Genomic DNA, 12854 nt, shown 5'->3' on the forward strand with positions numbered 1-12854 from the left:
TGCGAACTCCCTGTCCACGATGCGGTGGGAGAACGCTCTTTTGATCTTTTGCATAACCTGACCGAAGAGAGCGACGACCATACTCATCCGGAGCATCCAGCGCGGCATCAGTTCGTCCACGTTCTATAAGTGGCGCAGCGCGTTCGGCGGTATGGACGTGTCCATGGTTGCGCGAATGAAGGAGCTAGAAGAGGAGAATCGGCGTCTGAAGAAGATGTATGCCGAGCCCAGCTCAGCAACGACTTGCTCAAGGAAGCGCTCGCAAAAGAATGGTGAGGCTGTCTCAGCGACGCGAGATTGGAACGGGGTCAGGTTCACTTCCGCCTGTCGCTCTCCATTCTCCGCTCGATCGCCGGACATACAGCAGCCAACAAAAAAGCGGGGCGTCTCCGCCCCGCTTTTCGATGCAGGCCACATTGAACGCGGCCCGCGATTTCAATCAGTGACTCAGTACTTCGGCACGCTGCCGTCCACCTCGGCTGCCCAGCGGTCGATGCCGCCTTCGACGTTGAATACCGAGGTGTAGCCCTTGCGGCGGAACTCTTCCGCGGCCTGTGCGCTGCGGCCGCCGTGGTGGCAGAGGAAGGCCAGGCGGGTGTCCTTGGGCAGGGCTTCCAGGTCGGCACGGCCGCTGCCGTCGAAGCTGCGGTGGGCGACGGCGACCGAAGCGATGGCGCGTTCGTCCTGCGGGCGCACGTCCACCAGCACCAGCTCGCCGGCGCGGACCTGGCGGTCGGCTTCGGCCGGGGTCAGCGGCTGCACCGGCTTGGGCGCGTTCGGGTTGTCGATGGCCAGGCCCTGGCCGCGGATGTCGTCGATCCAGTCGATGGTGATGCCGTTGGCGCGGCGCGCGCTGGCCGGGTCGAACTGGATGCGCAGGCCCTCGACCTCGACCGCGATGGCGCTGTCGCTGTGCGGGGCGATCTGGAAGCGCGGCTGGAAGTTGGCGTCGATGGCCAGGCCCAGCGCGGCGTTGCCGGCATCGGCCAACGCGCTGCGCAGCTTCTCGGCGGCGGCGGCGGTCACGGTGACCTGCGGCGGGGTGCGGTCCGGCGTCGGCAGGCCGAGCACCTGCGACAGCTCGCCGCTGGAGGCCATCTGCTCGATGATGTCGCTGCCGCCGACCAGCTCGCCGTCGATGTACAGCTGCGGGATGGTCGGCCAGTCGCCGTAGGCCTTGATGCCCTCGCGGATCTCCTGGTCGGCCAGCACGTTGACGTGGGCGTACTCGACGCCGAGGTCTTCCAGCGCGCCGCTGGCCTTGGCCGAGAAGCCGCACTGCGGCATGCCGGGCTGGCCCTTCATGAACAGCACGACGCGGTTGGCTTGCAGCAGCGTTTCGATGCGCGAACGCAGGGCGGGATCGAGGGACATGGCAGGTCTCGCAAGGACGGAATGCAGACCGGCCATTCTACGCCCCCGTGGCATCATGCGCGGATGAGCGTCCCGGCAACACTGCATCGCATCCCGCGCTGGCCGCACCTGTGGATCGTCTGGCTGCTGCTGTCGCAGGTGCTGGTGGCGGCGCTATGGTGGCGGCTGGGCTGGGCGTGGGGACTGCCGCTGCTGCTGCTGTCGCACGCGCTGTTGATCGTGCCGGTGTTCGTGCCGCGCGCACGCCTGTACGCGCCGGTGCTGGCGCGGCTGCCGACGTCCGAGCGGGTGGTGTGGCTGACCATCGACGATGGCCCGTCCGGGGACACGCCGGCGCTGCTGGACCTGCTCGACCGCCATGGCGCGCGGGCCACGTTCTTCCTGGTCGGCGAGCGCGCGCAGGCGCGCCCGGCGTTGGTGGCCGAGATCGTCCGGCGCGGCCACGACATCGGCAACCACAGCCACACCCATCCACAGGAGCGCTTCTGGGCGCTGGGCCCGCGGGCGATGGCCGATGAGATCGGCCGGGCTCAGCAGGCGCTGGCCGCACTGGCCGGGCGGCCGCCGGTGTGGTTCCGCTCGGTGGTGGGCATGACCAATCCGTTCGTGGCCGCTGCGCTGCGCCGGCATGGGCTGACCCGGGTCGCCTGGAGCGCGCGCGGCTTCGATGCGGTCGATGCCGATCCGGTGCGGGTGCTGCAGCGGATCCAGCGCGACCTGCGGCCTGGGGCGATCGTGCTGTTGCACGAGGGCGCACCGCACGGGCGCAGTCTGGAGATCATCGAAGCGACGCTGTGCCTGCTGGCCGAGCGCGGGCTGGGCGCGGTGCTGCCCTCCGATTCAGCGATGTGAGGCCATGGCCGGCCGGGCTTCACGGCCGCCGCTGCCTGGGACGCGATGTCCATCCACCGTCGACGGGGCGATCGGCTATCGTTCGGCGATGCCCCACTCAGGCGCTCCCGTCAAATCCATCCTGCTGGCCGGCGCCACCGGTCTGGTCGGTCGTCATGTGCTCCAGCGGCTGCTGGACGATCCGCGGATCGGCCGGGTGGTCGCGCCGACCCGGCGCCCGCTGCCGCCGCATCCACGGTTGATCAATCCGCAGGTCGACTTCGACGCGCTGCCGGAGATGGCGCCGTGGTGGGCGGTCGATGCGGTGATCTGCACGCTGGGCACCACCATCAGCGCGGCCGGCACGCGCGAGGCGTTCCGGCAGGTCGACCATGCCTACCCCCTGCGGGTGGCCGAGCTGGCGCGGCGCAACGGCGCCACCGGCTACGTGCTGAACTCGGCCACTGGCGCCGACCCGCGCTCGCGGTTCTTCTACAACCGGGTCAAGGGCGAACTGGAGCGCGACCTGGCCACGCTGGGCTACCGCGCGCTGACCTTCGTGCGGCCGGGGCTGATCGGGGGCGAGCGCGCCGAGTTCCGCCTGGGCGAGCGCGTGGCCGCCGCGGTGCTCGGCGTGCTGGGGCCGCTGCTGCCGCGGCGCTGGCGGATCAATCCGGCGCCGCGCATCGCCGAGGCGCTGGTCGAGGCGGCCGTGCATGCGGCGCCCGGTGTCCACGTGGTGCCGGCCGAGCAACTGACCGGGGCACCAACCCGCTGAGCCCGGCGCGGCCGGCATGTGCGATGCGATGCGGGCCGGTCAGCCCCTCGGCGACGGACGCTGTCGCAGCCATGCCAGGCGTGGGCGATGGAGCGGCGCGCAGGCCACGCGTTCCGCCGCGCCCAGCATCCGCCCCATCCGCTCGACGGTCGGGGCCAGCAGTAGGCCGACAAGTGGCCGGGCGCGGCGAGGTCGGGCGTCCGCTCCGGCATGCCCGGGCTCCGGCGGCGTGCGTCGATGCACGCACACAAACAGGATGCAGCCGGCCGGGTGGCGGATATATCGGAAAACGCGCGTCGCAGCGCGGGACGGCGCTGCCGGTCCGGAAGGCCTCTTCCGATGCGTGCTTCGGGCGCCGCTCAGCGCCGCTGCGCGACGATCCGCCAGTTGTTGAACGGGGTGTTGCCCGACAGCGGCGAGAACGTGCTGTGCAGGCCGCGCGCCTCGAACAACGCACGCAGCCTGTCCGGGTCCGGGTAGTGGCGCGGTGCGGCGTTCATCCAGCCCAGCACGCGCGCGAGCACGTCGGCGCGGCGGGTGATGCGCCCGCGCTGGCTGCCGTCTTCCAGGCCGGTGCGGATCACCAGCCGGCCTTCGTCGCCGAGCATGTCGATCGCGGTGCCGATCAGGTCCAGCTGCCGCGGCGGGTCCAGGAACTGCAGCATGTCCAGGATCGCGACGCTGCCGCGGTGGTCCGGGGTGGCGTGTTCCAGGTCGACGGTGTCGAAGCGCGCGTCCGGCAGCCCTTTGCGCGCGGCCGCGCGGCGGGCCGAGGCGATCTTGCCGGCGTCGTTGTCCACGCCGTGGTAGGGCACGTGGATGCCGGCATCGTGCAGCGCGTGCGCCAGCAGGCCCAAGCCGCAGCCCAGGTCGAGCAGCGGCGCGCGGCTGCCGGCGAGTGCGTCGATCACGCCCGGATACAGCGGATCGCTGCCCAGCTTGGTGCGCGCGTAGTAGTAGTGGTAGCGGTTGCCCAGCGCCCAGTCGGGCAGGAACGCACCGGCGATGCGCGCGGCGGTATCGCGCGGCAGCGGCCGGCTTTCGTCGATCACTTGCACAGGATGCTCCTTGCCGCGGGCAGCGCCAGCGCCGCCCACAGCGCATACATGTCGGCCGAGGGGTGCAGGCCGTCCTCGACCAGCATCGTCGCCTCGGCGCCGCGCAGGCGGCTGACCGGGGCGATGTCGATCCAGAAGGCGCCGGCGCGTTCGGTGATGGCGCGGGCGGCGGCGTTGAACTGGTCCAGCTGCGCGGCGACCAGGGAGGTATCGCGCGCCTGCGCGGCGGCGAACGGGGTCACGCCCCAGTCCGGAATGGCCAGCACCAGCACGCGCGTGGCATCGCCGCCGGCGAACCCGGCCGCGCGCCGCAGCAGCGCGTCGAACTGGCGCGCGTAGTCGTCCACCGGCAGTCCGCGGTACTGGTTGTTGACCCCGATCAGCAGGCTGACCAGCGCGTGGCCGGTGCCGATCGGCGCCTCGGCATGGGCGGCGTCGATACCGGCGTCGAGCTCGTCGGTGGTCCAGCCGGTGGTGGCGACGATCCGCGGCGGCGCGATGGCCACGCCGGCGCGCTGCAGGCCGGCGACCAGCTGCACCGGCCAGCGGCCGTCGGGCGCGACGCCCTCGCCGATCGTGTACGAATCACCCAGCGCCAGGAAGGCGGCTGCGTCGGTGGAGGCGACCCCGGTCGGCGACGTCATCGGTCCGTCAGGCCGCCGCGGTGCGCGCTTTCAGCGGCACCACCTTGGTGGCCGCTTCGGCACGGCGCGACAGGGCGCGGTCGATGCGCGCGAACACCTCGCGCATCATCTCGGCCTGCGGCAGCAGGGTCACGCGGAAGTGGTCGCGGTAGGGCACGTTGAAGCTGGAGCCCGGCACGATCAGCACGTCCTCGGTTTCCAGCAGCTCCAGCGCGAACTGGTGGTCGTCGAAGCCGCGTGCGGCCGGGCCGGTCACCGACGGGAACGCGTACAGCGCGCCGCGCGGCTCGACCAGGCGCAGGTGCTCGCTGGCGGCGCAGGCCTCGACCACCGCGCGGCGGGTTTCGTACAGGCGCCCGCCGGGGGCGCACAGCGGGCTGATCGTGTCCGGGCCGCCGACCGCGGCGGCGATCGCGTACTGGCCGGCCACGTTCGCGCACAGGCGCAGGCCCGACAGCAGGTCCATCGCGTTGCGGTAGTCGGTGGTGCGCGCCGGCGCGCCGGTCAAGATCGCCCAGCCCACGCGCCAGCCGCAGGCGCGGTGGACCTTGCTCAGGCCGCTGAAGGTGATGCACGGATGGTCGCCGGCCAGCGGCGCCATCGGCTGGAACTGCGCGCCGTCGTACAGCACCTGGTCGTAGATCTCGTCCACCAGCAGCAGCAGGTTGTGCTTGGCCGCGATGGCGACGATGCGCTCCAGCAGCGCCTGCGGGTAGACCGCGCCGGTCGGGTTGTTGGGGTTGATCAGCACGATCGCGCGGGTGCGCGAGGACACCAGCGCCTCGATCTCGACCGGGTCGGGCAGGAAGCCGTTGTCCGGCGCGCAGCGGTAGTACACCGGGCGGCCGTCGTTGAGGATCGTCGCCGCCGACCACAGCGGGTAGTCGGGCGAGGGCACCAGCACTTCGTCGCCCGGGTTGAGCAGGGCGCGCAGCGACATGTCGATCAGCTCGGACACACCGTTGCCGATGAACACGCGGTCGGCATCCACATGCGGCGCGTGGCGCGCGCGGTAGGTCGCCGCCAGCGCCTCGCGCGCGGCCGGCAGGCCGAGCTGGTGCGTGTACGGGTCGGTCTTGTCGATGTCGTCGATGATCGCGCGCTGCAGGTGCGGCGGCGCGCGGAATCCGAATGCGCCCGGGTTGCCGATGTTGAGCTTGATCAACGTGCGTCCGGAGGCCTCCAGCGCATGCGCTCGCCGTGCCAGTTCTCCGCGGATTTCGTAGCGGACTTCGGACAGGCGCTCGCGGACGCTGAGCGGTTTCTCGGTGGACATGGCGGCAGGCCGGTATGGGCGGGGAAGGATTTCGGATGTTAGCCGAAAAGGATCGCGCAAGTGCCCGCCCCGTCAGGGTTCGCCGGGGGCGCCGCAGGCGGCCGTGCAGGTTGCCTGGGCAACCATTGCGGCCGGCCGGTGCGGCCCGCCGGCGGCCGGCCCGGGCCCCGGCGTCCCGCGTGGATCGGCCCGGCCCTCTACAATCCGCCGATGGATCACACCCCCGACTACACCGCCCTGCGCCTGATCGGCTGGCCCTGGGAGGGCGCCGCGCCGGATCCGGCCTGGCAGGCGCTGGCCGCCGCCCATCCGCAGGCGCTGCCCGCACGGGTGGTCGAGCAGCACCGCACCGGCTACGTGCTGGCCGACGCGCCCGACACAGGCTTCCGCGCCGAATCGCCGCCCGAGTGGCAGCGCCGCCCGGTGTTCCGCCCCGATGGCGTGCCCACCCACGAACGCGCGGCGGTCGGCGACTGGGTGCTGCACGAGAAGGGCCGCATCCTGGCGATGCTGCCGCGCCGGACCGCGATCAAGCGCGCCGCCGCCGGCGAGCATTACCAGCAGCAGGTGATCGCGGCCAACGTCGATACCGTGTTCGTGGTCTGCGGCCTGGATGCGGACTTCAATCCGCGCCGGATCGAGCGCTACCTGCTGCTGGTCGGCGGCGGCGGCGCACAGCCGGTGATCGTGCTGACCAAGGCCGACCGCGCCGACGCCGACCCGGCCGCCGCACAGGCGGCGCTGGCCGACCTGCGTGCGCTGGGCGTGCCGGTGCTGCCGCTGAACGCGCGCGACCCGCACGCCGCCGCCGCGCTGTCGGCGTGGCTGGCGCCGGGCCGCACCGCGGTGCTGGTCGGCTCGTCGGGCGCCGGCAAGTCGACCCTCACCAACAGCCTGCTCGGGCGCGAACACATGCGCACCGGCGCGGTCCGCGAAAGCGATTCGCGCGGCCGCCACACCACCACCCACCGCGCGCTGATCGCGCTGCCCACCGGCGCCTGCCTGATCGACACGCCGGGCATGCGCGAGCTCAAGCCGACCGGCGAGGAAGAGCTGGCCGACGGCGGCTTCGGCGACATCGAGGCGCTGGCCGCGCAATGCCGCTTCCGCGACTGCGCGCACCAGAACGAACCCGGCTGCGCGGTGCGTGCGGCGATCGAGGCGGGCAGTGTCGACGCCGGCCGCGTCGCGCACTACCTGAAGCTGCGCGACGAGGTCGCCGGTGCCGCCGACCGCCTGGCCACCCGCCTGGCGCAGAAGACCGGCGCCAAGGCACCGGGCAGGCCGGCGGGCAAGCGTCCGCCCGGCAAGACGCCGCGGCGCTGAGGCCCGTGCCGTCTTCATGGTGGGCCGCGAGCGCGGCCAGCGTCATGCACGCGCGCGTCCGTGCTCCGGGCGTGGGGTCGTGCCGTGTCCCACCCAGCGCCGAAGCTGCGGGCCTGTCGAAACCATCGCGCCTGCTGCTGCCCGCGCTGCTGGTGCTGGGCCTGTCCGGCTGCGGCGAGGTCCTGCTGGTGGGCAACACGCTGGTGGGCTGCGGCGCGCGCGGTGCCTTGGACCTGCAGCCTGACACGCTGCCGCCGGGGCAGCTCGGCCAGCCGTACCACGCCGACCTCAGCGTCGGCGCGCCGGCCTCGGTGCATGGGTTCTACGTGGCCGATGCGCATCCGCTGCCGCCAGGGCTGCGCATCGAGCATCTGCATGGCGAGCGCGTCGCCACGCTCGTCGGGACGCCGACCCGGGCGGGCCTGTACGAGGTGCACCTGTCGGTCGGCACCCATGGCACCCAGTGCGTGGGCCGCCGCGCGGAGCGGCGTTACCTGTTCGAGATCGGGGCGGAGTAAGCGGCGCTTCCGGATGCATCGCTTCGATCCAGCGTCGGATCGCGCGATCGCCCGTCTGGTCGGGCGATGTCGCCCTGCGCAAGCACGCGCGGCGATGACGGCAGGTGTGCACTGGTCGCATGGCCCTCGCTGTTCCGGCCGTGCGACGCGTGGCCAGGTGCCTGCGGTCACGCTGCGCCACGGGTGATGATCCAGCGGTCCTCGCGCGATCCGATGAAGGCCGACAGCAGTTTCGCCTGCGCTCACGCGATCGTTCGTCTGGTCAGGCGATGCCGCCTTGCGCGAGCGCGCGCGATGATGACGGATGATGTGCGCGGGTCGTATGGCCCTCGCTGTTCCGGCCGTGCGACGCGTGGCCAGGTGTCCGCGGTCACGCTGCGCCGCGGGTGATGAGCGAGCTGACCCCGCGCGACCCGTTGAAGGCCGACAGCCGGTTCGCCTCCGCTCGCACGATCGTTCGCCTGGTCAGGTAACTGCTGTGCGGGAGCGCGCGTGGTGACGACGGCAGGTGTGCACTGGTCGCATGACCCTCTCCTTCCCGCCGAGCGACGCGTGGCCAGGTGTCTGCGATCACGCTGCGCCACGGGTGATGAGCCAGCTGGCCCCGCGCGACCCGTTGAAGGCCGATAGCAGTCTCGTCTTCGCTCCGAGACCAAGCCAATCACCGGCGTGGCGAGGATGCTCCCTTACGGGGAGGAAACGTGATCGCTCGACAATCCGGCAACCAGGTTCCTCCCTTGATTGGAGACGCTGCAGGTCGTCGCGGGGACCGACGCCGACGGAACGCTGGTGCTGCTGCATCCGGCGATCATGCGCGCGCCGATGACCCGCACGGCCGATGACGCAGGCGTGCAACGCAGTGGTGTGCGTCACGGGGCGCCGGCCAATGCGGATGTTCCGCGCGCTGCTGTTCGATCCGTCTGTACGATCGCCGGCGGTGTGGGGCCGCCGGGCGGGATCGGGTCGGCCGGTCAGGCGACGGTCGCCAGCAAGCGGTCGACGATGCGCTCCACGCCATCGCGTACCGGGTCCTGCGCCGGCAGGCCGAGCGCATCCTCGGCGGCACGGCAGGCGCGCTCGGCTTCGTCAGGCGGCAGCCGCGCGGTGTTGAGCGCCAGGCCGACCGCGATCGCGGCGGGATTGGTCAGCCGCGCGGCGGCCAGGTTGGCGTCCAGCGTGTCGCGCAGCGCCGGCAGCGGGTAATGCGGCAGGCCGCGCATGTGCGCGCGGCCGGGTTCGTGGCACAGCACCAGCGCATCGGCCTGGGCGCCATGCAGCAGGCCGAGCGACACGCCGGCGAACGAGGGATGGAACAGCGAGCCCTGGCCCTCGATCAGGTCCCAGCCGCCATCGTCGCGCGCCGGCGACAGCCATTCGACGCTGCCGGAAATGAAATCGGCCACCACCGCATCGACCGGGATGCCGCGGCCGGCGATGAAGATGCCGGTCTGGCCGGTGGCACGGAAATCGGCGGCGAGCCCACGTGCACGCATCGCGGCTTCCAGCGCCAGCGTCGTGTACATCTTGCCCACCGAGCAGTCGGTGCCGACGGTCAGCAGCCGCCGTCCCGCCCGCGGCCGGCCATTGCCGACCGGCGTGACCGGCGGCACCCGCGCATCGAACAGGTGGCGGCCGGTGCGCTGCGCGGCGGCGACGATCTCCGGGTGGTCGGTCAGGCGTTCGTGCAGGCCGGAGGCGACGTTCATGCCCGCTTCCAGCGCCGCCACCACATGCGCGACGCTGCGCGCGTCCATCCGACCGCCGGCGTTGGCGACACCGACGATCATCGTGTTGGCGCCGGCCGCCCGCGCCGCGGCGAAGTCCAGGTCGGGCAGGCCGACCGTGGTCCGGCACTCGCGGTCGCGGAACTGGCCGACGCACCAGTCGGGCCGCCAGACCGCCAGGCCGCGTGCGGTCTTGCCGGCCAGGTCGTCCGGCGCATTACCCAGGTACAACAGGAACGGCGGTGGCCAGTGGCTGTCGGTGGCGACGGACGGACCTGCGGACTGCGACATGCGACGGCTCCCGGCTGGATCGGTGGTGATCGATGCGGATGGATCGACGGCCGCGGTTGCGGCACCGGTCGAGTCTACGGCGAGCCGCCGCGTGGGTGCAGCCGTGTGCATGTCGGTGCTGCGGACGCCACGCCACGCATCCATCGCACTGCATCGGCCTTTGTAGGAGGCCGCTCGAGGCCGACCGCGTTGCATCCGTTCGATGTGCCGCGGCGATGATGCGGTGCAGCCGCGCTGCGGACGCGCCACGCCACGCATACATCGCACTGCATCTGCCCCTGTATGAGGCCGCTAGAGGCCGACCGCGGTGCATCCGTTCGATGTGCCGCGGCGGTGATGCGGTGCAGCCACGCTGCGGACGCGCGCGCCACGCATCCATCGCACCGCATCGGTCTTTGTAGGAGGCCGCTCGAGGCCGACCGAGGTGCATCCGTTCGACATGCCGCCGCGGTGATGCGAGGCTGTCGCGCTGCGGACGCGCCTGCCACGCATTCATTGCACTGCATCGATGTTTGTAGGGGGCCGCTCGAGGCCGACCGCCCTCAGCGTCGGACGCAGCTGTGGTTACGGCACGGCAGGTGGGCCTCGATCGGCCCGCTCCATGCTTCGGAGCGTTCCCGCCAGGCCTCATCTTCCCCGCGCACGCACAAAGCACCGTATTGGAGCCCGCGGCCCCGATCGGCTAGCGTGTGCTCCAGCCCGAGGAGCCACCGATGCCCGATGCCATCGCCCACCACGCCGCGCTCGACCAGCGCCTGGTCAAGGCGGTGCGCGGGATCAAGCTGCTGACCCTGGCCAGCTGGCCGGCGACGGTCCAGGCCGGGTTCCTGCAGCACTGGCGCGCCGGCCGCGCGGTGCTGCCGCAGGTGGACTACCCGCCGCTCGACTTCGGCGACACGCGCCACGAGCTGGCGGCCATCGCCGGCGCCGCCGATCCCGGACATCCGCTGGGCCAGTACCTGCGCGAGTCGGTGGACAGCTGGATCCGTGCGGCGCATCTGCTCGAAGCGCTGGGGACGCCGCGCGCGGGCGCCGAGGCGGTCGCGCTGTTCGGTCGGCCCGACGACCGCCTGCCCGGCGACGGTCCCGATGCGCGCGCGGCGGCCGGCCACTTCATCCAGATCGCCTGCGAGCTGGACCGCGAACTGCTCTCGCCCGAGGAGCAGGTTCCGGTGTCGGCCACGGCGCTGGCGCTGCAGCTGCAGGGCGATCTGGACGAGTTCTTCGGCAGCCGCACCATCGCGGTCGAGCTGGATCCGGCGCTGATCGCCAAGGCCGCCGCCGGCGCGACCCGGATCCGGCTGCGTGCCGGCGCCGCGTTCAGCGACTACGACCGCCGCCAGCTGTTCCATCACGAGGCGCTGGTGCACTCGCTGACCGCGCTCAACGGCCGCCAGCAGCCGCTGCTGCCGAGCCTGTCCCTGGCCTCGCCGCGGGTGACCGCGACCCAGGAAGGCCTGGCGACCTTCGCCGAGCAGATCACCGGCAGCATCGACATCGAGCGGATGAAGCGGATCAGCCTGCGCATCGAGGCGGTGGCGCGCGCGCTGGACGGTGCCGACTTTCTCGATGTGTTCCGCTACTTCCTCGGCGCCGGGCAGAGCGATGCCGAGAGCTTCGCCTCGGCCCAGCGCGTGTTCCGCGGCGTGCCGCTGACCGGCGGCCACGCCTTCACCAAGGACACCGTCTACCTGCGCGGCCTGGTCGGCGTGCACACCTTCTTCCGCCAGGCGCTGCGCGAGGACCGTCTGCGCCTGTGCCGCTGGCTGTTCGCCGGCAAGATGACGCTGGACGACGTGGTCCGCTTCGAGCCGCTGTTCGCCGATGGCACGCTGGCGCCCCCGCACTGGCTGCCGCCGTGGATCGAGCGTGCCAGCGGCCTGGCCGGGATGCTCGCGTTCTCGCTGTTCGCCAACCGGATCCGCATGGATCGCCTCGGCGATACCCTGTAGCGCGCGTTTGCCATGGGGGAATACGACGGGCGTCGGGGCTGACGCCTGCCGGTCATTGCCGCGCACGCAGCGAGGTGGCGGGGGGCGCTCGCTTCCGCGGGTGTCGCCTGCCGGATGCATCCACGCGATGGGCCGTGCCAGACTGTGCGCCATGACCAGCCCGCGCATCCTCGTCGCCGACGACCACCCGCTGTTCCGTGCCGCGGTGGTGCACGCGCTGCGCGAATCGCTGCCGGGCGTGCAGGTGGTGGAAGCGGCCACCGCGTCGGCGCTGGCACCGGCGCTGGCCGCGCACCCGGAGATCGAGCTGGTCCTGCTGGACCTGACCATGCCCGGTGCGCGCGGCCTGTCCTCGCTGGTGTGGCTGCGCGGCGAATGGCCGCAGATCCCGGTGGTGGTGATTTCCTCCAACGACCACCCGCGCACGATCCGCCGCGCGCAGCAGTTCGGTGCGGCCGGGTTCATTCCCAAGTCCTCGCCGGCCGAATCGATCGGCGCCGCGGTGACCGCGGTGCTCGACGGCGGCACCTGGTTCCCGCCGCTGACCGTCGAGCGCTCCGAGGCCGATGCCGCGCTGGCGTCCAAGCTGGCGCAGCTGACCCCGCAGCAGTTCCGCGTGCTGATGGCGCTGGCCGACGGTCTGCTCAACAAGCAGATCGCGCACGAGCTGGGCCTGGCCGAGAACACGGTCAAGGTCCACGTCACCGCGATCCTCAAGAAGCTGGACTGCCACAGCCGCACCCAGGCGGCAGTGCTGGTCAAGGCGCTGGAGCCGGAAGGCGAGTCCTGAGCGCCTGATCGGCTTGTGTCGCTGCACGTCCATGCCTGATGTGCGCGGTCGATCCGCACACAGATCAGATGTGCCGGTGGAAGGGGCCATCCTGCAACACCGCGCGCCCCGGATTGGCTTCGTCGGCAGGAGCGGCCGCAGCCGTGGAGACCTTCCAAGATTTCGACATGGCGGTCTGCCTCACCCGAAAAAAGGGGGTGCAAGCAAAGCGGGCTCCTATGTGAAGTCATGCCGCCTGGACATAGGCCGGTCTTCACTCTTCTGTAGGAGCGGCCGCAACCACGACTGCCAT

11 protein-coding genes and 1 pseudogene are annotated in these 12854 nt (G+C 71.8%); 7 read left to right on the forward strand and 5 right to left on the reverse strand.

Going from position 1 to position 12854, the window contains the following annotated elements; all coding sequences use genetic code 11:
• Positions 1-103: 103 nt before the first annotated feature.
• Positions 104-296 (forward strand): annotated as a pseudogene (locus tag IB242_RS15300) (transposase); the annotation flags it as partial.
• A 151-nt stretch (positions 297-447) separates the two neighbouring features.
• On the opposite strand, the gene grxD reads toward IB242_RS15300, so the two are convergent.
• The gene (gene grxD / locus IB242_RS15305) at positions 448-1374 is read right to left on the reverse strand and encodes a Grx4 family monothiol glutaredoxin (RefSeq protein ID WP_192281320.1); all 927 of its coding nucleotides are present in this window, start codon (positions 1372-1374) and stop codon (positions 448-450) included.
• A 63-nt stretch (positions 1375-1437) separates the two neighbouring features.
• Here grxD and IB242_RS15310 point away from each other — a divergent pair, with 63 nt between their 5' ends.
• Together IB242_RS15310 and IB242_RS15315 are read left to right on the forward strand one after the other, a co-directional pair.
• Entirely contained in the window at positions 1438-2226 is a 789-nt protein-coding gene (locus IB242_RS15310) for a polysaccharide deacetylase family protein (protein ID WP_192281323.1), read from the forward strand.
• An 88-nt stretch (positions 2227-2314) separates the two neighbouring features.
• Entirely contained in the window at positions 2315-2983 is a 669-nt protein-coding gene (locus tag IB242_RS15315) for an NAD-dependent epimerase/dehydratase family protein (RefSeq protein WP_192281326.1), read from the forward strand.
• A gap of 359 nt (positions 2984-3342) precedes the next feature.
• Here the strand turns inward: IB242_RS15315 and IB242_RS15320 are convergent, their stop codons facing one another.
• The 3 genes from IB242_RS15320 to IB242_RS15330 are packed head-to-tail and all read right to left on the reverse strand — an operon-like array spanning position 3343 to position 5961.
• Positions 3343-4041 carry a methyltransferase domain-containing protein gene (locus IB242_RS15320; protein ID WP_343237156.1) on the reverse strand — a complete coding sequence of 233 codons (699 nt, stop codon included), beginning with the start codon at positions 4039-4041 and terminating at the stop codon, positions 3343-3345.
• Positions 4032-4685: a GDSL-type esterase/lipase family protein gene (locus IB242_RS15325; protein WP_192281329.1), complete on the reverse strand. Its 654-nt coding sequence runs from the start codon at positions 4683-4685 to the stop codon at positions 4032-4034. The genes IB242_RS15320 and IB242_RS15325 overlap by 10 nt, the downstream gene beginning before the upstream one ends.
• Positions 4686-4692: 7 nt before the next feature.
• The gene (locus IB242_RS15330) at positions 4693-5961 is read right to left on the reverse strand and encodes a pyridoxal phosphate-dependent aminotransferase (protein ID WP_192281332.1); all 1269 of its coding nucleotides are present in this window, start codon (positions 5959-5961) and stop codon (positions 4693-4695) included.
• A gap of 210 nt (positions 5962-6171) precedes the next feature.
• Here IB242_RS15330 and rsgA point away from each other — a divergent pair, with 210 nt between their 5' ends.
• Positions 6172-7287, forward strand: coding sequence for a ribosome small subunit-dependent GTPase A (rsgA, locus tag IB242_RS15335; protein WP_192281350.1), 1116 nt, complete (start codon positions 6172-6174; stop codon positions 7285-7287).
• 44 nt (positions 7288-7331) lie between these two features.
• Positions 7332-7805, forward strand: coding sequence for a hypothetical protein (locus IB242_RS15340; RefSeq protein ID WP_192281353.1), 474 nt, complete (start codon positions 7332-7334; stop codon positions 7803-7805).
• Between the two features lie 971 nt (positions 7806-8776).
• On the opposite strand, the gene dgcN is transcribed toward IB242_RS15340, so the two are convergent.
• Complete coding sequence (gene dgcN / locus IB242_RS15345; RefSeq protein ID WP_192281356.1) at positions 8777-9820, reverse strand: N-acetyltransferase DgcN; 1044 nt, start codon at positions 9818-9820, stop codon at positions 8777-8779.
• A gap of 713 nt (positions 9821-10533) precedes the next feature.
• Between dgcN and IB242_RS15350 the strand changes: the two genes are divergently transcribed.
• The gene (locus IB242_RS15350) at positions 10534-11772 is read left to right on the forward strand and encodes a flavohemoglobin expression-modulating QEGLA motif protein (protein WP_192281359.1); all 1239 of its coding nucleotides are present in this window, start codon (positions 10534-10536) and stop codon (positions 11770-11772) included.
• Between the two features lie 151 nt (positions 11773-11923).
• A complete protein-coding gene (locus tag IB242_RS15355) occupies positions 11924-12562 on the forward strand; it encodes a response regulator transcription factor (RefSeq protein ID WP_192281362.1) in 639 nt (212 codons plus the stop codon).
• The last annotated feature ends 292 nt before the right edge of the window (positions 12563-12854 follow it).

This window comes from Xanthomonas sp. XNM01, from assembly GCF_014851915.1.
Lineage (GTDB): Bacteria > Pseudomonadota > Gammaproteobacteria > Xanthomonadales > Xanthomonadaceae > Pseudoxanthomonas.